Here is a 22612-nt window from a genome sequence, read left to right as displayed (position 1 = left end):
AAATGCTGCGGGATTTCCTTCAGACGTTTCGTATACGAAATACGACAATTGGAGAAAAACATGAGCAAGAAGGTCAATTGGAGTGGCGTGTTCCCCGCGGTGACCACTCAGTTCAACGATGATTTCTCGGTCAACCTGGAAGCCACCCACAAGGTGATCTCCAACCTGGTGCGCGACGGCGTCTCGGGCCTGGTGGTGTGCGGCAGCGTGGGCGAGAACACCTCGCTGTCCATCGAGGAAAAGATGGCCGTCACCGAAGTCGCCAAGGACGCCTCCGGCGGCCGCGTGCCGGTGATCTGCGGCATCGCCGAGTTCACCAGCCACGGCGCCTCGCAGGTGGCCAAGGCGGTGCAGAAGGTCGGCGTCGACGGCATCATGGTGATGCCCGCGCTGGTCTACTCCTCCAAGCCGCATGAAACCGCCGCGCACTTCCGCAGCGTGGCCACCAGCACCGACCTGCCGGTGATGGTTTACAACAACCCGCCGATCTACAAGAACGACGTCACCCCGGACATCCTCATCTCCCTGGCCGACTGCGAGAACATCGTCTGCTTCAAGGACAGCTCCGGTGACACCCGCCGCTTCATCGACGTGCGCAACGAAGTGGGCAACCGCTTCATCCTCTTCGCCGGCCTCGACGACGTGGTGCTGGAGAGCATCGCCGTGGGCGCCGAAGGCTGGATCTCGGGGATGTCCAACGTCTTCCCGCAAGAGGGCGAGACCATCTTCCGCCTGTGCAAGGCCGGCCGTTACGAAGAAGCCATGCCGATCTACGAATGGCTGATGCCGATCCTCCACCTCGACGCCCGCCCGGACCTGGTGCAATGCATCAAGCTCTGCGAAGAGATCGCCGGCCGCGGCACCGCCCTCACCCGCCCGCCGCGCCTGGCGCTGCAAGGCGCGGACCGCGAGCACGTGGAGACGATCATGGCCAAGGCGCTGGCGAATCGGCCGAAGCTGCCGGATGTGGGGCTCTGAGCCGAATCGTACCGAGTGCCCGGGGCAACCCTCTCCCCCGCCCTCTCCCTGAAGGGAGAGGGAGTGTCCGAGCAACATGACGCTCCACCGCTCTCCTGACTCAGTGGAATCAGGAGAAGCACTCCGTTGCGCATCACGCCGAACCAGTCCCCTCTCCCTTCAGGGAGAGGGTTAGGGAGAGGGGCCTTTGCTCCCGCACAAATCCCACCGGAGACTATGGAACCCATCCCATGACCGCCCAGAACTTCATCGCCGGCCAACGCATCGGCACCGGCACCATCCGCTTGCAGAGCCTCGACGCCAGCACCGGCGAAGCCCTGCCCCGCGAATTCCTCCAGGCCACCGAAGCCGAAGTCGACGCCGCCGCCCGCGCCGCCGAAGCCGCCTTCCCAACCTACAACGCGCTGCCGGCGGAGCGCCGCGCGCAGTTCCTCGACGCCATCGCCAGCGAACTGGAAGCCCTCGGCGACGACTTCATCGCCATCGTCTGCCGCGAGACGGCCCTGCCCGCCGCGCGCATCCAGGGCGAGCGTGGCCGCACCGCCAACCAGATGCGTCTGTTCGCCAAGGTGCTGCGCCGTGGCGACTTCCTCGGCGCGCGTATCGATCGCGCACTGCCCGAGCGCCAGCCGCTGCCCCGCCCGGACCTGCGCCAGTACCGCACCGGCGTCGGCCCGGTAGCCGTGTTCGGCGCCAGCAACTTTCCGCTGGCCTTCTCCACCGCCGGTGGCGACACCGCTGCCGCGCTGGCCGCTGGCTGCCCGGTCGTGGTGAAAGCCCACAGCGGCCACATGGCGACCGCCGAACTCGTCGGCGAAGCCATCGTCCGCGCAGCCGAATCCACCGGCATGCCCGCTGGCGTGTTCAACATGATCTACGGCGCTGGCGTCGGCGAGCCGCTGGTGAAGCACCCGGCGATCCAGGCGGTCGGTTTCACCGGCTCGCTCAAGGGCGGTCGCGCGCTGTGCGACCTGTCCGCCGCGCGCCCGCAGCCGATCCCGGTATTCGCCGAGATGAGCAGCATCAACCCGGTGCTGGTCCTGCCCGCCGCACTGGAAGCACGCGGCGAGAAAGTCGCCCGCGAGCTGGTCGATTCCGTGGTGATGGGTTGCGGCCAGTTCTGCACCAACCCCGGCCTGGTGATCGGTATCGCTTCGCCGGCCTTCAGCCTGTTCACCGCCAACCTGATCGCCGAGATCAGCCAGCGCCCGGCGCAGACCATGCTCAACGCCGGCACCCTGAAAAGCTACGAGAAGGGCATCGCCAAGCTGCTCACCCACCCCGGCCTGCGCCACCTCGCCGGGCACCCGCAGGAGGGCCGGCAGGCGTTCCCGCAACTGTTCCAGGCCAAGGCCAGCCTGCTGCTGGAAGGTGAAGAACTGCTGCAGGAAGAAGTCTTCGGCCCGACCACCATCGTCGTCGAAGTGGCTGACGAGGCCGAACTGCGCCGCGCGCTGGACGGCCTGCACGGCCAGCTCACCGCCACGCTGATCGCCGAACCGGGCGACCTCACACGCTTCGCCGCCCTGGTGCCGGTGCTGGAGCGCAAGGCCGGGCGCCTGCTGATCAATGGCTACCCGACCGGTGTGGAAGTCTGCGACGCGATGGTCCACGGCGGGCCATATCCAGCGACCTCCGACGCGCGCGGCACATCAGTCGGCAGCCTGGCCATCGACCGCTTCCTGCGCCCGGTGTGCTACCAGAACTACCCGGACGCGCTGCTGCCCGACGCATTGAAAGACGCCAACCCGCTGGGCATCGCCCGGTTGGTGGATGGCGAGACGACACGCAACGCCGTGACTCGCTGAGGGTTCGTCGGCGCGGGGGTGAACTGTCGGCCAGTCCCGCACCAATGCTCAGCCCCGGCCTTGCGCCGGGGCTTTTTTATGCGCCGGCATCAGGAAAGGCTCTTTGTAGGAGCGAGCTTGCTCGCGAACCTGAACCCCGCCGCGGAGGTCGGCTCGCGAGCAAGCTCGCTCCTACAGTTCGTAAGGCGTGGGGCAAGCCGACCTCGAACTATTCCAGCAGCGCGCGCAAATCGGCATGCAGCGAATCGCTGATCGCCACGCCCTCTTTCAGGCTGCGCTCGCGTGCCGTGAAGCGCCGCTGGGACGGCAGGCGCGCGCCCATGTCGACGATGGACTCGAACAGCGTTTCAGCCCGCGCCAGGTGCTGTGGCGCTTCGGCGCCGAGGAAGCGCGCCGGGTCGATGGCGATCAGCAATTCGCCGTGGTACGGCGAGGACTTCGTGCCTTCGTCGAACACCGTGGACTCGGCACTGGTCAGGTCGCCGATCAGCGGGCCGGCGATCAGCTCGACCATGGTCGCCAGCGCCGAGCCCTTGTGCCCGCCAAAGGTGAGCATGGCGCCGTCTAGCACGGCGCTTGCGTCAGTGCTGGGGTTGCCCTGCGCATCGATCCCCCAGCCCAGCGGAATCGACTTGCCCTCGCGCTCGTGCAGCTGGATTTCACCACGCGCCACGACCGTGGTGGCGAAGTCGAAGACATAGGGGTTCTGCCCGGCGCGCGGCCAGCCGAAGGCGATGGGATTGGTACCGAACAATGGCCGCGTCCCACCGGCCGGCGCCACATAGGCCTGGGCCGGGGTGACGGCCAGGGCCACGAGGCCATGGGTGACGATGCGCTCGATCTCCACCCACAGTGCCGAAAAGTGCACGCAATGGTTGACCGCCATCGCCGCAATGCCCTGGCTACGCGCCTTTTCGACCAGCTTCGGCAGGCCGAGATCGAAGGCGCACTGCGAGAAGCCGCCCTTGGCGTCCACCCGCACCAGTGCCGGCGCCGGTTCCGACAGCTGCGGCACAGCGTCCAGCGAGACCTTGCCGACGCGCGCCGTATGGATGCAACCGAGCAGGCGCCAAACACCGTGGGACGCGCAGCCATCGCGCTCGCCGGCCATCACAGTGTCGGTCACACCCTGCACGTGGGGCTCGCTGAAACCGTGGCGACGCAGGATCGCCTCGGACAATTCGCGCAGTTCTTCCAGGCTCAGTCGGGTCACGCCATCCTCCTCGATTGCTACAAAAGGCTGCGGCAAACCGCCGCCGGTCGGTCATCGTGCCTACAGTGGCGCCTGGCGCCGGGGCTGGCTTGCCTGCAATCGGCAAGGGCGACGACGATTTCAGCACAGCCGGCGGCCGAATCCCGACCATCCGGTCGTCCAAAGGATTGGCCCCACGTTGCTTGGGCCAATCCGGAGCTTCGGGTAAACTTCCGCATCTTTGCCTCTCATAACGATCAGCCTGATGCCCACGACGTTCCACGAGATTCCCCGCGAGCGCCCCGCCACGCCTCTGCTCGACCGCGCCAGCACGCCGGTCGAGCTGCGCCGGCTGGGGGAAGCGGAGCTGCTGACCCTCGCTGACGAACTGCGCCAGTACCTGCTGTACAGCGTCGGCCAGACCGGCGGCCACTTCGGCGCAGGCCTGGGCGTCATCGAGCTGACGGTCGCCCTGCACTACGTCTTCGACACCCCGGACGACCGCCTGGTGTGGGACGTCGGCCACCAGGCCTACCCGCACAAGATCCTCACCGGTCGCCGCGAGCGCATGGGCAGCCTGCGCCAGAAGGACGGCCTGGCCGCCTTCCCGCGCCGCTCGGAGAGCGAGTACGACACCTTCGGCGTCGGCCACTCCAGCACCTCCATCAGCGCCGCCCTGGGCATGGCCATCGCCGCGCGCATGCAGGGCTCCAACCGCAAGTCGGTGGCAGTGATCGGTGACGGCGCGCTGACCGCCGGCATGGCCTTCGAGGCGCTCAACCACGCGTCGGAAGTGAAGGCCGACATGCTGGTGATCCTCAACGACAACGACATGTCGATCTCCAACAATGTCGGCGGCCTGTCCAACTACCTGGCCAAGATCCTCTCCAGCCGCACCTACAGCAGCATGCGCGAAGGCAGCAAGAAAGTGCTCTCGCGCCTGCCCGGCGCCTGGGAGATCGCCCGCCGCACCGAGGAATACGCCAAGGGCATGCTGGTCCCCGGCACGCTCTTCGAAGAGCTGGGCTGGAACTACATCGGCCCCATCGACGGCCACGACCTGCCGACCCTGATCGCCACCCTGCGCAACATGCGTGACCTCAAGGGCCCGCAGTTCCTGCACGTGGTGACGAAGAAGGGCAAGGGCTTCGGCCCGGCCGAGATCGACCCGATCGGCTACCACGCCATCACCAAGCTCGAACCCGAGGGCGCCCCCGCCCATGCCGTGCCGAAGAAGGCGGGCGGGCCGAAATACTCCAGCGTATTCGGCCAGTGGCTGTGCGACATGGCTGCCGAGGACCCGCGCCTGGTCGGCATCACCCCGGCGATGAAGGAAGGCTCCGACCTGGTGGCCTTCGCCGACAAGTTCCCGGATCGCTACTTCGACGTCGCCATCGCCGAACAGCACGCCGTAACCCTGGCGGCCGGCATGGCCTGCGACGGCGCCAAGCCGGTGGTGGCGATCTACTCCACCTTCCTGCAGCGCGGCTACGACCAGTTGATCCACGACGTCGCGGTGCAGAACCTCGACGTACTGTTCGCCATCGACCGCGCCGGCCTGGTGGGCGAGGACGGCCCGACCCACGCCGGCAGCTTCGACCTCTCCTACCTGCGCTGCATCCCCGGCATGCTGGTGATGACCCCCAGCGACGAGAACGAACTGCGCAAGCTGCTCACCACCGGCCATCACTTCGAAGGCCCGGCGGCGGTACGCTACCCGCGCGGCACCGGCCCGAACGCCGCCATCGAAGCCGAGCTGGCACCGGTGGAAATCGGCAAGGGCGTGGTGCGCCGCGAAGGCAAGGCCGGCAAGGTCGCCTTCCTGGTGTTCGGCGTGCAGCTGGCCGAGGCACTGAAAGTCGCCGAACAATTCGACGCCACCGTCGCCGACATGCGCTTCGTCAAGCCGCTGGACGAGGAACTGGTGCGCCAACTGGCCGCCAGCCACGAGTTGCTGGTGACCATCGAGGAGAACTCGGTGATGGGTGGCGCCGGCGCCGCCGTCAGCGAATTCCTCGCCCGCGAGAATATCCAGCAGCCGATCCTGCACCTGGGCCTGCCGGACTACTACGTCGAGCATGCCAAGCCTGCGCAGATGCTGGCGGAGTGCGGTCTGGACGCTGCCGGCATCGAAGCCGCGGTACGTGCGCGCCTGCACGTCCTCGGCGACCGCTGAGCACATCCCTCGTCCTGAGTATTGCCAGCCACGGGCGCACCTACTAAGGTGCGCCCGTTTTCGTTCGAGGTAACGGGAAGCAGGTGAAAGACCTGCGCTGCCCCCGCAACGGTAACCGACGCACTCCCCCAGGGAGCGCAGCATCGCCATGGCCACTGCTCTTGTGGGAAGGCGGCGATGTGACGTCGGCAGCCCGGAGACCGCCCTCGACACGCCCCGACAGGTGTTGCGGAGGGCCGCACCGTCAAGTGCGGCCTGCCGCCCTTGCCACGCCCTCCTCGAAAGTCATCCGCCCGCTTTTGAGGACGCTCCATGAAACTGACCCGACTCGCCCTGGCCACCAGCCTGCTGCCCGGCCTGGCGTTCGCCGCCGACGACAACTACCGGCTCTCCGACCAGGTGATCACCTCCGCGCGCCAGGCCCAGCCGCGCGCCGAAGCCACCTCGGCCAACAGCGTGTTCACCCGCGCCGACATCGAGCGCCTGCAGGTACGCAGCGTCCCTGACCTGCTTGCCCGTGTACCCGGCGTGCAGATGGGTAGCTCCGGCGGCGTGGTCTCGTACTCCGTGCGCGGCACCAGCACCGCGCAGACCCTGGTGCTGGTGGACGGCCAGCGCATCGCCTCGGCCAGCAGCGGCATTGGCCGCCTGGACTACCTGAGCATCGACAGCATCGAGCGCGTCGAAGTGACCCGTGGCCCGCGCTCGGCGCTGTACGGCGCCGACGCCATTGGCGGCGTCATCCAGATCTTCACCCGCCGCGGCGAAGCCGGCCTGCACCCGGAAGTCCGCCTGGCCGCCGGCAGCCACGGCACCTTCGAGCGCAGCCTGAGCCTCTCCGGCGGCAACGAGCAGACCCGCTACAACCTCGGCGGCAGCCTGGACGAGAGCCAGGGCTGGGACCGCACCAGCGACAACGTCGGCGCCGACAACGACCACGACGCCCAGCGCAACAAGGCCGTGCACCTGAACCTGGACCATCGCTTCAGCGACGACTGGAAGGCCGGCCTGAACCTCAACGATCAGCGCGGCAAGAACGAGTACGACGACGCCTACAACTTCGAGCCGGGCTCGCCCCGCGACGAATTCCGCGTCAGCAGCTACAGCGCCTATCTCGACGGCCAGATCACCAACATGTGGAACAGCCGCCTGGAGCTGGGCCGCAGTTTCGACCGCAACAAGGCCGTGGGCGCGGCCGACAGCTGGAACAACGGCACGTTGGAAACCACCCGCCACTCGGCGAGCTGGATCAACCGCCTGCAACTGGACGAGGCCAATCAACTGGCCCTGGGCGCCGACTGGTACGAGGACAAGGTCGACGGCAGCACCGACTTCGCCGAGGACCAGCGCAGCAACCGCGCCTTCTTCGCCCAGCACAGTTTCAAGGGCGACAACTTCGGCACCGAGCTGGGCATCCGCCACGACAACAACCAGGCCTACGGCAGCCAGAACAGCTGGAACGCCGCCTTCAGCCTGCCGGTCGGCGACAACCAGACCTGGATCGCCAGCTACGGCGAAGGCTTCCGCGCACCGACCTTCAGCGACCTCTACTACCCCGGCGCGAGCAATCCGGACCTGAAGGCCGAGACCTCGAAGACCTACGAGCTGCAATGGCGCGGCGACATCGAAGGCACGCACCTGGAAGCCTCGCTGTACCGCACCGAGGTCGACGACCTGATCGCCTGGGACAGCACCAGCAACCAGCCGGAGAACATCAACAAGGCGCGCATCAATGGCTTCGAGGCCAGCGTTGCCCGCGAAGTACTGGGCTGGCAGGCCGCGCTCGGCCTGAGCCTGATCGACCCGCGCGACCGCGACACCGGCCACACCCTGCCTTACCGTGCGCGCCGCACCCTGAGCCTGGACCTGGATCGCCAGGTCGGCGCGTTCGGCGTCGGCGGCACCTGGCGCGCGGTCAGCCAGCGCTACGACGACGCGGCCAACACCCGCGAACTCTCCGGCTACGGCGTGCTCGACCTGCGCACCAGCTGGCTGGCCAGTGACGAAGTCCGCTTCGACCTGAAGCTGGATAACGCCCTGGACCGCGACTACACCCTCGGCGACTACCTGCGCCCGACCAGCCCGAGCGACTACATGGGCGAGGCCCGCCCCTACCGCGAACCAGGCCGTACCGCACTGCTGGCGGTGACCTGGACGCCGGAGCTGTAAGAAAAGCGGCCTGGCGGCCCCTCACCCTAACCCTCTCCCGGAGGGAGAGGGAACTGACCTGGCGTCCGGCGAACGCCGTGCCCCCCGGCAACGCCGAACGGCCCCCTCTCCCTTTGGGAGAGGGCTGGGGTGAGGGGAGGAGCCCCAGCACCGATGCCAATCAGGCCACCATAGGAGCGGATTCATCCGCGATGCCCAATCGCGCACGGGCAGACATCCACGGCGGCCCGGTACAGGAGCCCGCTCGCAAGCAGCGGATTAAACCAGTTTCGTAGGGCGCATAACCTGGAACAGGTTATCCGCCACCCGTGCCATCGGCGGATAACGCTGGCGCGTTATTCGCCCTACGAAGCTGCAGTGGAATGCTCGGCTTAGACCAGTACCCCCGCCATCCGCCCCAGCTCCGCGCAGTCCTGCGCATGCCAGTCGGTCAGCTCGGGCCAGGGATTCTCAGCAAGATTCACCAGCGCACTGTGCGCCCCAGCCGCACGCGCGCAGTCGAGGTCGAAGCGGTAGTCGCCGACCATCAGCATCTTCTGCGGCGCCACGTCCCAGCGCGCGGCCAGGCGCAGCAGGCCATCCGGGCTTGGCTTGGGGTCGGCCTCGCCACGACCGAGAACATCCTCGGTCAGGAAGCAGTCACCAATACCGATGGCCGCCAGCGTGATCAGCGCCAGCTCGTGGGCATTGCGCGTCAGGATGCCCAGGCGGTAGCCCGCAGCATGCAGCGCACGCACCAGTTCCACCGCACCCGGCGCCGCTTTGGACGCCACCGCCAGCTCGCGCTCGTGCTCCAGCAGCCAGGCGTGCTTGGCCGCTGCCTCATCCTCCGGCAGCGCGGCCAGGTGGGTGAGGATGTCGTGCTCCTGGGGAATCCCCAGCGCGCGCTTGATCGCCGGAAAATCGTGCACCGCCAGGGTCAGGGTGCCGTCCATGTCGAACACCCAATGACGGATATCCCCAAGCCTCATGCCCAGTCCTCGCGGCGGCGGATCAGGCCCTCCTGGGTCGAGGAAGCGACCAGCTGGCCATCACGGTTGAAGATGCTGCCGCGCACGAAGCCACGGCCATTGCCGGCCCAGGGGCTGTCGATCGCATAGAGCAGCCACTCGTCCGCGCGCAGGTCGCGGTGGAACCACACGGAATGGTCGATGGTGGCGACCTGCATGTCCTTCTGCCACACCGAGCGGCCGTGGGGCAGCAGCGAGGTGGTGAGGAAGCCGAAGTCCGAGGCATAGGCGAGGATGTACTTGTGCAGCGCCGGCACGTCCGGCAGCTTGCCGTCGGCGCGCAGCCAGAGGTACTTGATCGGCTCGCCGACCTCGGGGTCGTAAGGGTCGTTCTCGGTCACCGGGCGGATTTCGATGGGCTTGGGATAGAGCAGCTTGTCGCGAATGCGCTCGGGGAACTGCGCGGCGCTGCGCTTCTTGAGCTCCTGATCGGTCGGCAGGTTCTCCGGGCCGACCACCTCGGGCATGGTGATCTGGTGCTCGAAGCCTTCCTCGTCGGTCTGGAACGAGGTGCTCAGGGCGAAGATCGGCTGGCCCTTCTGGATCGCGGTGACGCGGCGGGTGCTGAAGGTGCCGCCGTCGCGCACGCGGTCGACCTGGTAGACGACCGGCTTGCTGGCGTCGCCCGGACGCAGGAAGTAGCCGTGCATCGAGTGCACATGGCGCTCCGGGTCGACGGTCTGGCTGGCCGCCGACAGCGCCTGGCCGAGTACCTGCCCGCCGTAGAGCTGGCGGAACCCGAGGTCCTGGCTCGTGCCGCGGAACAGGTTCTCTTCGATCTGTTCCAGGCTCAGCAGAGCCACCAGGTTGTCCAGGATCTGGGTCATGCGCGTTGTTTCCTCAATTGCGGTCTTGCTGAAGTGGGAGTCGGCGTGGCGACGGATAAGCGGGAAGGCTGGTGAGCCGTTCATCCCAGACCGCGCGGCCAATGGTGAAATGATAGAGGCTGACCGGGCAGTCCGGACCCCCTTCCAGCAGTTGGTGTACTGCCGGATCGAAATAGCAGCCGATGCCGGTGCCCGACAGGCCCGCCGCTTCGGCTTCCAGGTAGAGCAGTTGGCCGACCTGCCCGGCTTCCCAGTACAGGCGCGGATAAGTCCAGGCGCCCACGGTCAGCACGGTGCCGAGGTCGGCGAGCATGGCGAAGGCGACGCAACCGTCGCTGGCGATGTCCTGCCCACAGGACAGGAACGCCGACAGCCCGCGTGCATCACCGGACAACAGGCGGTACAGCGGCACACCGCTCTCCGCCACCGGCTGCCACAGGTAGTCCTCGCGCAACCCCCCCGCCTCGCGACCACTGCGGCCCAGCCAGTACAGGCCCGGCTCCAGGCCCTGGACGCGGTGGACGAACAGCAGCAGGTCGACACGCGCCGGCTCGCCGGTGCAAGCGAACGGCACGGGCGAGCGCTCCGGCATCAAGCGCTGCAGCCAGGCATACAGCAGTTCGGCGCGAATGCCGCTGCGGCCATCCATGGACTGCGCGCTGCGCCGACGATGCAGGATCGGGCGCAACGGCAGGCCGGGGTTATCCACAGCGGGATCGGCATTCGCGGCGCTCCATTGGCCGGCGGGCAACGCGGGCGCGCGGCACAAATGGTGCACGCGCTCCAGCTCCGGCCAGTGGCGATAGTCGCGGGACAGACGATTGGGCGTGCCGTCCAGCGGCAACTCGGCAAGGCCCTTGAGCAGTGAGTCGGGCAATGGGAATTCGGCCGGCTGCGCCGGGCCGATCCATAGCAGTGCGTCGGCGAACTCATGCTCGCTGAAGCCTTCACGGTCGAGACCGATCAGCGCATCCAGCCGTGATTCGGCAATGCCGCGCAACAGGCGCACCTCCCAACCCTGGATCGCCGCGGCGATGCCCAGGCAGGCCAGCGCGTGGCCCAGGTCATGATTGCAGTAGCGGTAGGCGCGCTCGCCGTACTTCCAGGCCTCGCGCCAGGGAATGCTCGCCAGCGCCAGCAGGAAACCACCCGCCGGCAGCGCATCGTTCAAGGCTTTGGCCAGCGGCGCGGGCAGCTCGGCGCGCACCTCCAGCACGTGTTCGTCGGCGCTGTAGTGCACCAGCAGCGCAGCGTTATCCACAGCGCCGGAGGGCAGCAGCAGATAGGCCTCGGTCGGGTGCAGATTGCCGCTGGACGGGTTGACCCGCAGCGCCCAGCGGTTGCCGCCGGCCTCCTTCCACGCCGAGATCGCCAGGCTGTCGTAGAGCAGCTGCGAAACGCTGACAAGGCTCAGTGGCGCCGGTTGGCCGATGGGGCCGGCGAAGGCGTCGTCATACCCCGGCGACTCTTCCTGCGGCCGGTGCAGCAGTTCGATGCAGCGCGCACCCGCATAGCGGCGGAAGGCGGCCGGCTGGGTCGCCCAGTCGAGCTGGCCGGGGCCGGGGGCGAAGCGCTCCGGGCGATGGCTGCTCAGTTCGTGGTAGGCGCGCACGCCGTCTTCCGGCTTCATGGGCGGCGAATCCGATACAACACATGGGGGCGCAAGGCGTGGCCTTCCGGCAGGCGCGGGTGCTCGAAGTCGCCGGCTTCATCGCGAATCATCCCCAGGCGCTGCATCAAGCCCTGGGACGGCAGGTTGGCTGGCACGGTGAAGGCCACCACTTCCTCCAGCTGCAACTGTTCGAAAGCGAAATCCAGCGCGGCGCGGGCCGCTTCCAAGGCATAGCCCTGGCGCCAGTAGGCGACGTTGAAGCGCCAGCCGATCTCCACTGCGGGCGTGAAGGCCGCCTCGAAGGACACCCGCGCCAGCCCGAGCACGCCGATGAACGCCCCATCCTCGCGGCGCTCGACTATCCACTGGCCGAAGCCATGCTCGTCGAAATGCTGGAGGATGCACGCGGCCAGCAGGTCGCTCTCCTCGCGGCTCATGCAGGCGGGGAAGTGGCGCATCACCTGTGCGTCGGCGTTCAACGCGGCGAAGGGCGCAAGGTCCTCGGTGCGCCAGGGGCGCAGCAGCAGGCGCTCGGTAGTCAGGCTCGGGATATCCATGGTCGGCATCACGCGTCGGCAAAGGTGACCATGATACCCGCCCACGGACCTGTAGGCGGCAATCCGTCAGACCAGGCGCAATCGATTCAGCAACGAGCGCCATCATCTGGTATTTTTCTCCTACCTTCGCTGTCGGTCACTGCCTTGACCGTGCTCTCGCAGACAGCCGCGCCGCCACGGCGCACCTCAAAAAGACCAAGGAAACCCAATGACGACCTCCACCACCGGACTGCAACGCAGTACGGCCCTGGTGCTTTTCGCCCTTGCTGTCGGCGGCTTCGCCATCGGCACCACCGAATTCGCCACCATGAGCCTGCTGCCCTACTTCGCCCCGGCGCTGGGCATCGACGCCCCCACCGCCGGCCACGTGATCAGCGCCTACGCCCTGGGTGTGGTGGTCGGTGCGCCGCTGCTGGCGGTGCTCGGCGCGCGCCTGCCACGTCGTACCCTGCTGGTACTGCTGATGGCGCTGTTCGCCGTCGGCAACGGCCTCAGCGCACTGGCGCCGACCTACCACTGGATGCTGCTGTTCCGCTTCATCAGCGGCCTGCCCCACGGCGCCTACTTCGGCATCGCCGCGCTGGTCGCCGCCTCCATCGTGCCGCCGCACCGGCGCACCGTGGCAGTCGGGCGGATGTTCCTCGGCCTCACCGTCGCCACCATCATCGGCGTGCCGCTGGCCAACTGGCTGAGCCAGGCCGTGGGCTGGCGCTGGAGCTTCGCCCTGGTCGCGGCACTGGGCGTGCTGACCATGATCTGCGTGCGCCTGCTCGCGCCCTACTCGCCCGCCGAGCCGGACTCCAGCCCGCTGCGCGAGCTGGGTGCGCTCAAGCGCGGGCAGGTCTGGCTGACCCTGGGCATCGGCGCCATCGGCTTCGGCGGCCTGTTCGCGGTGTACACCTACCTGGCCGACATCCTCGGCGCCGTCACCCACGTCTCGCCGAGCATCGTGCCGCTGGTGATGGCGGTGTTCGGCATCGGCATGACCCTGGGCAACCTGTTCATCCCGGTACTCGCCGACCGCGCCGTGATGCCCACCGCCGGTGGCCTGCTGGTGTGGAGTGCGGTGGTGCTGGCGATCTTCCCGTTCACCGCCGGGAACATCTGGACCATCTCCATCTGCGTGTTCTTCGTCGGCTTCGGCGGCGCCCTGGGCACCGTGCTGCAGACCCGCCTGATGGACGTCGCCGAAGACGCCCAGGGCCTGGCCGCGGCGCTGAACCATTCGGCGTTCAACTTCGCCAACGCCCTGGGCCCATACCTCGGCGGCCTGGCCCTGGCGGCCGGCTTCGGCTGGACCTCGCCGGGCTGGGTCGGCAGCCTGCTGGCCATCGGCGGCTTCGTGCTGTGGTCGGTCTCGGTGGTCACCAGCCGAAGCGCGCAACGCAACACCGCCCTCTCCAACGAAGGCTGATCCAGAAGGGCCGGCGCCCTGCCGGCCCTTTCGTCCGTGCACGAGCTCGGCGTACCCTTGTCGCCATGCCGCTGCCCCTGGTCTACCACGACGACTACAGTCCGCCCTTCCCGGACAATCACCGCTTCCCCATGGAGAAGTTCCGCCTGCTGCGCGACCACCTGGTGGACAGCGCCCTGGTGAGCGACGCCGAGCTGCTGCGTCCGGAACTCTGCCCTGTGGATATCCTCGCCCTGGCCCACGACCGCGATTACATCGAGCGCTATTGCAGCGGCGAGATGAGCCGCGAAGAACTGCGCCGCCTCGGCCTGCCCTGGAGCGAAGCGCTGGCCCGGCGCACCGTGCGTGCGGTCGGCGGCTCGCTGCTGGCGGCCGAACTGGCGCTCGAACATGGCCTGGCCTGCCATCTGGCCGGCGGCACGCACCACGCGCATCATGACCACGCCTCGGGCTTCTGCATCTTCAACGATCTTGCCGTGATCAGCCTCTACCTGCTGGAAAGCGGCAAGGCCAATCGCGTGCTGATCTTCGACTGCGACGTGCACCAGGGCGATGGCACTGCACGCATCCTGGAGAACGTGCCGGACGCGGTGACCGTGTCACTGCACTGCGAGAAGAACTTCCCTGCGCGCAAGGCGCAGAGCGACTGGGACATTCCCCTGCCGCTGCACCTGGGCGATGCGGACTACCTGAAGGTAGTGGAGGAGGCGCTGGACTACCTGCTGCCGCTGTACCAGCCGGACATCGTGCTCTACGACGCCGGCGTGGACGTGCACAAGGACGATGCCCTGGGCTATCTGCAGCTGACCGATGCGGGATTGGCAGCACGGGACGAGCACGTCATCCGCCGCTGCCTGGCCAGCGATATTCCGGTGGTCGGCGTGATCGGCGGGGGCTACGACAAGGACCGCCACGCGCTGGCCCGACGCCATGGCATCCTGCACCACAGCGCGGCGCGGGTAGCGCGCGAGCTTCAGTTGGCCCGGTAGCGCGAGTTGTTGGTGTCCATGCGCGAGGGCAGGCGCTGCTGTTCCCAACGCGCCAGCTCGTGGGCCGAAAAGCCCAGCAACGCACCGGCACGCAAACGGCAATCCTCACCGTAGTGCTTCTCGCAGAAGCGCATCACCTGTTCGGGTACATGGTGCTGCAGCAGCTCCTGGGCGCGCAGCGGCCCCGCGAACTGCAGGTAGCGCGGCAACAGGCGGCTCCAGTTGGTGAACACATAGAGGTTGTGCAGCGCGACCTGTATCGACAGCAACTCGAGCACACGCTGCTCGAACTTCACTTTCGAACCCTGCAGGTTCTTGTTCAGGCGCACCACCATGTGGGCCACCGCCTCATTGAGCAGAGTGCGAATTTCCTCGCTGGGCAGGCTGCGGATGACAATGTCGAGGCCATTCACGCGCACGCGGGTGTCACTGCCCTCCACCCAAAGGTGGGCCTCATGAGAGCGAAGGTAATCACGAACTTTCATCGACCATCGGACCAAGGTTGCAAGAGGTCCGCATGCTGACGGATTCACAAAAGCGCCAACATCGGCGGAATCTCGATCCGCTGTCAGAATTATCGTAACGCCTACCATCTGGGGATCAGGGCGCGCTGTACGATACTGGCTACCTCCTCGGAATATGCCGCGGCCAACGTTTTCCACCATGGCTGTGGAACGGCCTGTGGATAACCTGCGGGAAAGCGCTCGACGCCCCCGCCTGCGCAGGCTCCGGGAAAACTGGGCAAAAAATGAGCAACCGGCGCGCAGTGCTGCTGCGCTAGAATTGCGCCTTTTCCCGCACTCTTCGCCTGGCCTTCTGCATGACCGATTCCCGCCCGCTCGCCTCCCGTACCGCCATCGTCATCGGCGGCGGCCCCACTGGCCTGATGGCGGCCGAAGTCCTGTCCAGCGCCGGGGTGACGGTGGAACTGTTCGATGCCATGCCCTCGGTCGGGCGCAAGTTCCTGCTGGCCGGCGTGGGCGGTATGAACATCACCCATTCCGAGCCCCGCGAGCCGTTCCTGTTGCGCTACGGAAAGCGCGCGCAAACCCTGGCGCCGCTGATCGACGCCTTCGACAACCAGGCGCTGTGCGCGTGGATCCATGGCCTGGGCATCGAGACCTTCGTCGGCACCTCCGGCCGCGTGTTCCCCACCGACATGAAGGCCGCACCACTGCTGCGGGCCTGGCTCAAGCGCCTGCGCGAAGCCGGCGTGGTCATCCACACCCGCCACCGCTGGCTGGGCTGGGACGCCGACGGCGCGCTGCTGATCGAAGGGCCGCAAGGCCAACGCAGCGTGACGGCGGACGCCACAGTACTCGCCCTCGGCGGCGGCAGCTGGCAGCGCCTGGGCTCGGACGGTGCCTGGGTACCGCTGCTGGCCGGGCGCGCGGTGGATATCTCGCCGCTGCGCCCGGCCAACTGTGGCTTTGAGGTGGAAGGCTGGAGCGAGTTCTTCCGCGACAAGTTCGCTGGCGCACCGGTCAAGCCGGTGGCCCTCTCGCTGCCCGGCGGCACGCCGCGCCAGGGCGAGTTCGTGGTCACCGCCGGCGGCATCGAGGGCAGCCTGGTCTATGCCCTGTCTTCCGGTATCCGCGAAGGCATCGAGCAGTCCGGCAGCGCCACGGTGCACCTGGACCTGCTGCCCAGCCGCAGCCTGGAGCAGGTCGCCAAGGCCGTGGCGCAGCCGCGCGGCTCCAAGTCCATGGCCAACCATCTGCGCGGCCGCCTGGGGCTGGACGGCGTGCGTGCCGGGCTGTTGCGCGAGTTGTCCACAGCCGCCGACTATGCCGACCCGCAACGCCTCGCCGCCCTGATCAAGGCGCTGCCGCTGACCGTGGTGCGCACCCGCCCACTGGACGAAGCCATCAGCAGCGCCGGTGGCGTGACCTTCGAGGCGCTGGACGACTGCCTGATGCTCAAGGCGCTGCCGGGCGTGTTCTGTGCCGGCGAAATGCTCGACTGGGAAGCGCCCACCGGCGGCTACCTGCTTACCGCCTGCTTCGCCAGCGGCCACGCGGCCGGGCTTGGCGCACTGCAATGGCTCCAAGCACAAGGCTGAGCGCTGCAATTTATGGAACCATAGTGCTAGATTCTCGACTCCCACCCTGGAGTCGCCTGCATGCCGCTGACCTTCCGCCGCGCCCGCCCCGATGATGTCGACGCCGCCATCCCGCTGATCTACAGCTCAGGCCCCGACGCCTTCGACTATGCCTTCGCCCGCCCCGGCCGCAATAGCGCGCAGGACTTCCTGCGCTACGCCTTCGTCCAGGGCGGCGGGCAGTTCGGCTGGCGCCAGCACTGGGTCGGCGAACAGGACGGTAACGTCGCGGCCGCCGGCACGGTGTTCGGCGGCGAGGTGACGCTGGGCTACATGCTCGCGGCCACGCGGCAGATTCTCGGCTATTTCGGCCTGGCCGCGCCCGGCGTCATCCGCCGCGGCCTGCAACTGGAAAGGATCATCTGCCCGCCGCCGCGCAGGACGCTGTACCTCGCGCATCTGGGCGTCACGCCGGACCTTCGTGGCGAGGGGCTGGGCAGCCAGCTGATCGAGCACTTCCTGCAGATCGGCCGCAGCAATGGCCTGCCCATGGCGGCGCTGGACGTCTCGGTAGCCAATCCCAAGGCCCAGGCGCTCTATGAACGTTTCGGCTTCGAGGTGCAGGTGGAGCGCGTCTCGACGCTGCCGGGCGTCTCCAGCCATCGCTACATGCAGCGCAAGCTCTGAGTTAGACTCGCGGCCAGCCGCCCGCCAGAGGCGGCCCGGCCCCATAGAAAACACCGTCGAGAAGCCTGCTCACGCATGAACCAGGAAGGTTGCCCATGAGCACTGCCAGCGTTGAACTGAAAGTCTTCGTCCCCGCCCGCGATTTCGCACTCTCCCAGCAGTTCTACAAGGACCTGGGCTTCAACTCGCCGTGGAGCTCCGGGGAGCTCGCCTACTTCCACCACGGCGACCACTGCGCCTTCCTGCTGCAGAACTACTACGTCAAGGAATTCGCCGAGAACCTGATGCTGCACCTGCTGGTGGAGGACGCCGACGCCTGGTTCGCCAAGGTGCGCGACGCCGGCCTCGCCGAACGCTACGGCGTGCGCCTTGGCGCGCCGGAAGACCAGCCGTGGAGGATGCGCGACTTCACCCTGCACGACCCTAGCGGCGTGCTCTGGCGGATCGGGCACAACCTCGATTGATACGCTGGTAACAGCCGGAGCCTTGCTTCGCCTGTAGGAGCGAGCTTGCTCGCGAATGGAGCCTCAGGCCACACCGCATTCCCGGCCAACCTTTGTTCGCGAGCAAGCTCGCTCCTACAGTGATGCCCCTACTTCAGGTACCAGCCCCAGGGCTGGTCGGAGATGTACTCGGTCACCTGCTTCACCTCCAGGTAGTTCTCCAGCCCCCACACACCCAGTTCGCGGCCGATGCCGCTGTGCTTCATGCCGCCCCAGGGCGCCTGGGTGAAGGTGGGTTGCGAGCAGTTGACCCAGATGATCCCCGCACGTAGCCCGTCCGCCACCCGCGCGGCGCGCTGCGGGTCGCCGGACATCACCGCGCCGGCCAGGCCGAAGCGGCTGTCGTTGGCCAGGCGCAGGGCCTCGGCCTCGGTCTTGAAGCGCTTCACGCAGAGCACCGGGCCGAAGATTTCTTCGCGCCAGATCAGCGCATCCTCCGCTGGTTCGTCGAAGATCGCAGGCTCGATAAACCAGCCCTGCTCCAGCCCCGCGGGACGCTTGCCGCCGGTGAGCAGGCGGGCGCCGCCGGCGCGGCCCTTGTCGACGAAACCGAGCACCTTCTCGTGCTGCCCCTGGCTGACCAGCGGGCCGAGCAGCACGCCCGGCTCCAGCCCGTTGCCGATGGTGATCGCACGGGTCGCTTCCACCAGCCGCTCGATCAGGCGCGGGGCGATGCCCTCCTGCACCAGCAGGCGCGAGGTGGCACTGCACACCTGGCCCTGGTTCCAGAAGATGCCGAAGAGAATCCACTCCACCGCCGCCTCGACATCGCTGTCATCGAAGACGATGAACGCCGACTTGCCACCCAGCTCCAGGCTGACGTTCTTGATGTCCTGGGCCGCCGCCGACATGATCCGCGAACCGGTCGGCACGCTGCCGGTGAAGGCCAGCTTGTCCACGCCCGGATGCTGGCTCAGCGGCCCGCCGGCCTCCGCGCCCAGCCCCGGCAGCACGTTCAGCACCCCGGCCGGCAGTCCGATGGCATCAGCGGCGGCGGCCAGTTCCAGGGCGCTCAGCGGCGTCAGCTCGGACGGCTTGAGCACGCAGGTGGCGCCCGCCGCCAAAGCCGGCGCGACCTTCCATGCCGCCATCAGCAGCGGGTAGTTCCAGGGGATGATCTGCCCGGCCACGCCCACCGGCTCCTGGCGGATGCGGCAGCGGAAGCGTTCGTCGGGCAGTGGCAGAGCCTGGTCCTGGCGCTCGTCCAGCTCCCGCGCCAGCTCAGCGTAATAGCGGAAGCAGCCGATGGCGTCGGCCACATCCCACTGCGCCTCGGGCAACGGCTTGCCGTTATCGCGCACTTCCAGTTCGGCCAACGAGTCCTGGTTGCGTTCCAGCTCGCCGGCCAGCGCTTCCAGCCATTCGGCGCGCTCGCTGCCGCGGCTCTGCCCCCAACCACGATTGAACGCTGTACGCGCCGCGCGCACGGCGTGGTCGACGTCTTCCTCGGTGGCCGCCGGCACTTCACGCAGCGGCTGGCCGGTGGCGGGGTCGTAGCTGGTGAAGCGGCCGCCCAGGTCCGGCCTGACCCACTGCCCGTTGATGTAGAGCTGGTCGCGCATCCTCGAGTCTCCTTGAAGTCGGCCCTCAGGCGGCCTGAACGCCGGTGCGGCGGTTCTGCAGGTAGCGGGAGGTGAACAGCAGCGCCAGCGAGGCGCAGATGATCACCGTGGAGATGGCGTTGATCTCCGGCGTGATGCCGCGGCGAATCGACGAGAAGATGTAGATCGGCAGCGTGGTTTCCGAGCCGGCGACGAAGAAGGCGATGATGAAGTCGTCGAAGCTGAAGGTGAACGCCAGCAGGAAGCCGGCGAGGATGGCCGGGGCGATCTGCGGCAGGGTCACGCGCCAGAAGGTGTCCAGCGGCGGCGCGTAGAGGTCGGCGGAGGCTTCCAGCAGCGACTTGTCCATCGCCTCGACGCGGGTGCGGACGATCACCATCACCAGCGCCATGGTGAACAGCGAGTGCGCTGCCACCACGGTGCCGAAGCCCATGTTGAGTTTCGGCAGGCCGATATCCAGCAGCGCCAGCAGCGGGTTCACCACGTCGAACAGGGTGATGAAGGCGATCAGCGTGGCGATGCCGATGACGATGCCCGGCACGATGATCGCGCAGTAGGTCAGCGCGTCGAACAGCAGGCGCACGCGCTTGCCGACCCGCTGCAGGCCGAACACCGCGAGGGTGCCGAACAGCGTGGCGATCAGCGCCGAGCAGAAGGCGATCAGCGCGCTGTTGCCCAGTGCTTCCATGATGAACGGGTTGCCAAAGGCGCGGCCGAACCACTGCACCGAGCAGCACTGGAAGCTCAGCCCGCTGCGCCCGGCGTTGAAGGCGAAGAGCATGATCAGCGCGATGGGCGCATAGAGGAACAGGTAGACCGAGGTGGAGTAACTGCGCAGCCACATGTCAGAGCACCCCGTCGTTGCGCGAGCCGCCATAGCGGGCCACGAGTTTCAGGTAGACGCCGATGATCAACAGCATCATCGCCACCAGGGTCATCGCCACCGCGCTGCCGAACGGCCAGTTGCGCGATTGCAGGAACAGGTCGACCAGCGCGTTGCCGACAAAGAACACCTTGCCGCCGCCGAGGATCGCCGGGATCAGGAACTCGCCCATGAGCAGGATGAACACCAGCATCACTCCGGTGATCACCCCGGGCGCGGACAGCGGCAGGGTCACCCGGCGGAAGGTCTCGAAGGCGCTGGCGCCGAGGTCGCCGGAGGCTTCCAGCAGGCGTTTGTCGAGCTTCTCCAGGGTCACGTAGATGGGGAACACCATCAGCGGCAGGTAGCCGTAGACGATGCCGATCAGCACCGCGTAGGGCGTGTTGATCAGCCGCACGTCGGCGATGCCGAAGCTCTCCAGCAGCGCGGGAATGCCGCGACCGCTGAGGATGAAGATCCAGGCATAGGTGCGGATCAGGAAGCTGGTCCAGAACGGCACGATGACCAGCGTGAGCAGCAGCGACTTGTTGCGCCGCACCTTCACCGCCAGGAAGTAAGCCAGCGGGTAGGCCGCCAGCAGGCAGGCCAGGGTGCCCAGCGGCGCCAGGGTCAGGGTGTTCCAGAAGGCCTGGGCGCGGGAACCGAGGTTCAGGTAGTTCTCCAGCGTCAGCCCGCCGCCATAACCACCCACGGCGCTGCGTTCGCCGAAGCTGAAGACCAGGATGATCACCAGCGGCATCAGCAGCAGTAGCAGGAACCACAGAGTGGACGGCAGGAGCAGCAGGAGCGTGACGCGCCGGCTGAGGCTTTTCGCGCGCGAGACTGCGGGCGTCGCCTGGGTCTGCGGCAACGGGGCGCTGACAGCGATGTTCATGTTCGATTCCCTACGCATGGAGTTACGCAGTTCCCCTGCAGGAGCGAGGGGGGCGCCTAGCCCTTGCTCGCGAAAGAATTCACCGGCAGCTCGGGAGCTGGGCGGTTCGCGAGCAAGCTCGCTCCTACAGGGAGACCTTCCTCAGGCGGCCTTGAACCGCGCCATCAGTTCGGCGCGCACCGGGCTGGTAAGGGTCGCCGCGGCGCCGAACTCCAGCGGCGAAAGACGCTCGGCCGCCGGGTACATGATCGGGTCGTCGAGCATCGACTGGGAGAGCAGCGCATCGACGCGCTTGTCGCCGCTCGGGTAGCCGTGGGAGAGCACCTCCAGCTTGTTGTGCTGCGGGTCGAGCAGGTAGTTGATGAACGCGTAGGCGGCGTCCTTGTGCTCGGCGCTCTTGGGAATGGCAAAGAAGTCGCTCCAGATCTCGCCGCCTTCCTTGCCCAGCACGAAGGTCATGTCCGGGTTGTCGCGGTGCAGCTGCGAGGCGTCGCCGGTCCAGGCCATGGCCATCCAGGCATCGCCGTTGCGCAGCGAGGGCTGGATGTCGGAGTTGATCGCGAACAGGTGCGGCTTGGCCTGGATCAGCAGCTTCTCGGCCTCGGCCAGCTCCTTCGGGTCCAGCGAGTTGAAGCTGTAGCCGTAGTACTTGAGCGCATTGCCGATGGCGGTGAGCTGGTAGTCGTGGACGATGGTGCGGCCCGAGGCGCTGGTCAGGGTGAGGTCCCAGAACTGCTTCCAGGAATCCGGGCTGCCCTTCACGCGGCTGGCGTCATAGACGATGCCGGTGGTGCCCCAGTTCTTCGGCACCGCGTAGACCTTGCCGTCCACCGTGCCCTGGGCCATGAAGCGTTCCTCGAAGGCCTTGGGGTCGAAGTTGGGGATGCGCGACAGGTCCAGCGGCTCGATCAGCCCGAGCTGCACGTAGGTGCTGATGGTGTAGTTGGTCGGCACGAAGACGTCCCAGCCGCTGCCGCCGGCCTGCAGCTTGGCGAGCATCTCCTCGTTGGAGCCGAACACGTTCATCTGCACCCGCGCGCCGGTGGCCTTGGCGAAGGCGTCGAAGTTCTCCTGGCTGTGGTAGTTCGGCCAGGTGGCCAAGGCCAGGCGGTCGCCGATGTTGCTGCCCTCGGCCGCGTAGGCCTTGCCGGTCAGCAGACCGGGAGTGTTGGCGGCGACCACCGCCATCGCCAGGCCGAGCCCGGTCTTGCCAAGAAAATCGCGTCGCGTGATGGAACCGTTTTCCCAGCTGCGCATCGTCTTGATGAAGCTCTTCTTGTCCATCTTCACTCCCCGCCTGTCTGCTGATTGTCGTTATGGTTGGATCGTC

19 protein-coding genes and 1 riboswitch are annotated in these 22612 nt (G+C 67.4%); of the genes, 9 read left to right on the top strand and 10 right to left on the bottom strand.

Features of this window, described 5'->3' with window-relative positions; all coding sequences use genetic code 11:
• The first annotated feature begins 60 nt into the window (after nt 1-60).
• The gene (locus A6723_RS23415; protein ID WP_015475498.1) at nt 61-978 is read left to right on the top strand and encodes a dihydrodipicolinate synthase family protein; all 918 of its coding nucleotides are present in this window, start codon (nt 61-63) and stop codon (nt 976-978) included.
• A gap of 230 nt (nt 979-1208) precedes the next feature.
• Nucleotides 1209-2786, top strand: coding sequence for an aldehyde dehydrogenase (NADP(+)) (locus A6723_RS23410; RefSeq protein ID WP_054906832.1), 1578 nt, complete (start codon nt 1209-1211; stop codon nt 2784-2786).
• A 208-nt stretch (nt 2787-2994) separates the two neighbouring features.
• On the opposite strand, the gene A6723_RS23405 is transcribed toward A6723_RS23410, so the two are convergent.
• Nucleotides 2995-3999, bottom strand: coding sequence for an Ldh family oxidoreductase (locus tag A6723_RS23405; protein ID WP_054906831.1), 1005 nt, complete (start codon nt 3997-3999; stop codon nt 2995-2997).
• 244 nt (nt 4000-4243) lie between these two features.
• Between A6723_RS23405 and dxs the strand changes: the two genes are divergently transcribed.
• Together dxs and A6723_RS23395 are read left to right on the top strand one after the other, a co-directional pair.
• A complete protein-coding gene (dxs, locus tag A6723_RS23400) occupies nt 4244-6154 on the top strand; it encodes a 1-deoxy-D-xylulose-5-phosphate synthase (protein WP_054906830.1) in 1911 nt (636 codons plus the stop codon).
• Nucleotides 6155-6183: 29 nt separating this feature from the next.
• Nucleotides 6184-6378, top strand: a riboswitch (cobalamin riboswitch).
• A gap of 88 nt (nt 6379-6466) precedes the next feature.
• Nucleotides 6467-8323 (top strand): TonB-dependent receptor domain-containing protein, encoded by a 1857-nt coding sequence (locus A6723_RS23395; RefSeq protein ID WP_054906829.1) that lies wholly within the window; start codon nt 6467-6469, stop codon nt 8321-8323.
• 371 nt (nt 8324-8694) lie between these two features.
• Here the strand turns inward: A6723_RS23395 and A6723_RS23390 are convergent, their stop codons facing one another.
• The 4 genes from A6723_RS23390 to A6723_RS23375 are packed head-to-tail and all read right to left on the bottom strand — an operon-like array spanning nt 8695 to nt 12329.
• The gene (locus tag A6723_RS23390) at nt 8695-9294 is read right to left on the bottom strand and encodes an HAD family hydrolase (protein WP_054906828.1); all 600 of its coding nucleotides are present in this window, start codon (nt 9292-9294) and stop codon (nt 8695-8697) included.
• Complete coding sequence (gene tesB, locus A6723_RS23385; RefSeq protein ID WP_054906827.1) at nt 9291-10160, bottom strand: acyl-CoA thioesterase II; 870 nt, start codon at nt 10158-10160, stop codon at nt 9291-9293. The genes A6723_RS23390 and tesB overlap by 4 nt, the downstream gene beginning before the upstream one ends.
• 13 nt (nt 10161-10173) lie before the next feature.
• Complete coding sequence (locus tag A6723_RS23380; protein WP_054906826.1) at nt 10174-11790, bottom strand: nitroreductase family protein; 1617 nt, start codon at nt 11788-11790, stop codon at nt 10174-10176.
• Nucleotides 11787-12329 (bottom strand): GNAT family N-acetyltransferase, encoded by a 543-nt coding sequence (locus tag A6723_RS23375; protein ID WP_054906825.1) that lies wholly within the window; start codon nt 12327-12329, stop codon nt 11787-11789. Before A6723_RS23375 ends, A6723_RS23380 begins: the two co-directional genes overlap by 4 nt.
• Nucleotides 12330-12537: 208 nt before the next feature.
• Between A6723_RS23375 and A6723_RS23370 the strand changes: the two genes are divergently transcribed.
• Together A6723_RS23370 and A6723_RS23365 are read left to right on the top strand one after the other, a co-directional pair.
• Nucleotides 12538-13743, top strand: coding sequence for an MFS transporter (locus A6723_RS23370; RefSeq protein ID WP_054906824.1), 1206 nt, complete (start codon nt 12538-12540; stop codon nt 13741-13743).
• A gap of 65 nt (nt 13744-13808) precedes the next feature.
• Nucleotides 13809-14732, top strand: a complete 924-nt coding sequence (locus tag A6723_RS23365; protein WP_054906823.1) for a histone deacetylase — start codon at nt 13809-13811, stop codon at nt 14730-14732.
• On the opposite strand, the gene A6723_RS23360 is transcribed toward A6723_RS23365, so the two are convergent.
• On the bottom strand, nt 14717-15217 hold the full coding sequence (locus A6723_RS23360; protein ID WP_054906822.1) for a hypothetical protein: 501 nt from the start codon (nt 15215-15217) through the stop codon (nt 14717-14719). The genes A6723_RS23365 and A6723_RS23360 overlap by 16 nt on opposite strands.
• Nucleotides 15218-15552: 335 nt before the next feature.
• On the opposite strand from A6723_RS23360, the gene A6723_RS23355 reads away from it, so the two are divergent.
• From A6723_RS23355 to A6723_RS23345, 3 genes are all read left to right on the top strand, one after another.
• Nucleotides 15553-16794: a TIGR03862 family flavoprotein gene (locus A6723_RS23355; RefSeq protein ID WP_054906821.1), complete on the top strand. Its 1242-nt coding sequence runs from the start codon at nt 15553-15555 to the stop codon at nt 16792-16794.
• A gap of 60 nt (nt 16795-16854) precedes the next feature.
• Nucleotides 16855-17460, top strand: coding sequence for a GNAT family N-acetyltransferase (locus A6723_RS23350; protein ID WP_054906820.1), 606 nt, complete (start codon nt 16855-16857; stop codon nt 17458-17460).
• Between the two features lie 95 nt (nt 17461-17555).
• A complete protein-coding gene (locus A6723_RS23345) occupies nt 17556-17924 on the top strand; it encodes a VOC family protein (RefSeq protein WP_054906819.1) in 369 nt (122 codons plus the stop codon).
• Between the two features lie 128 nt (nt 17925-18052).
• On the opposite strand, the gene A6723_RS23340 is transcribed toward A6723_RS23345, so the two are convergent.
• The 4 genes from A6723_RS23340 to A6723_RS23325 form a co-directional block, all read right to left on the bottom strand.
• A complete protein-coding gene (locus tag A6723_RS23340; protein WP_054906818.1) occupies nt 18053-19525 on the bottom strand; it encodes an aldehyde dehydrogenase family protein in 1473 nt (490 codons plus the stop codon).
• 25 nt (nt 19526-19550) lie between these two features.
• Nucleotides 19551-20369: an ABC transporter permease gene (locus A6723_RS23335; protein WP_024764643.1), complete on the bottom strand. Its 819-nt coding sequence runs from the start codon at nt 20367-20369 to the stop codon at nt 19551-19553.
• 1 nt (nt 20370) lies between these two features.
• Nucleotides 20371-21282 carry an ABC transporter permease gene (locus A6723_RS23330; protein WP_054906817.1) on the bottom strand — a complete coding sequence of 304 codons (912 nt, stop codon included), beginning with the start codon at nt 21280-21282 and terminating at the stop codon, nt 20371-20373.
• A gap of 141 nt (nt 21283-21423) precedes the next feature.
• Nucleotides 21424-22566, bottom strand: coding sequence for a PotD/PotF family extracellular solute-binding protein (locus A6723_RS23325; protein ID WP_054906816.1), 1143 nt, complete (start codon nt 22564-22566; stop codon nt 21424-21426).
• Nucleotides 22567-22612 lie beyond the last annotated feature (46 nt).

This window comes from Pseudomonas sp. AU11447 (genome assembly GCF_001672555.2).
GTDB lineage: Bacteria > Pseudomonadota > Gammaproteobacteria > Pseudomonadales > Pseudomonadaceae > Pseudomonas > Pseudomonas nitroreducens.
Note: the sequence above shows the minus strand (reverse complement) of the source record. Positions and strands in the feature narration are given on the sequence as shown.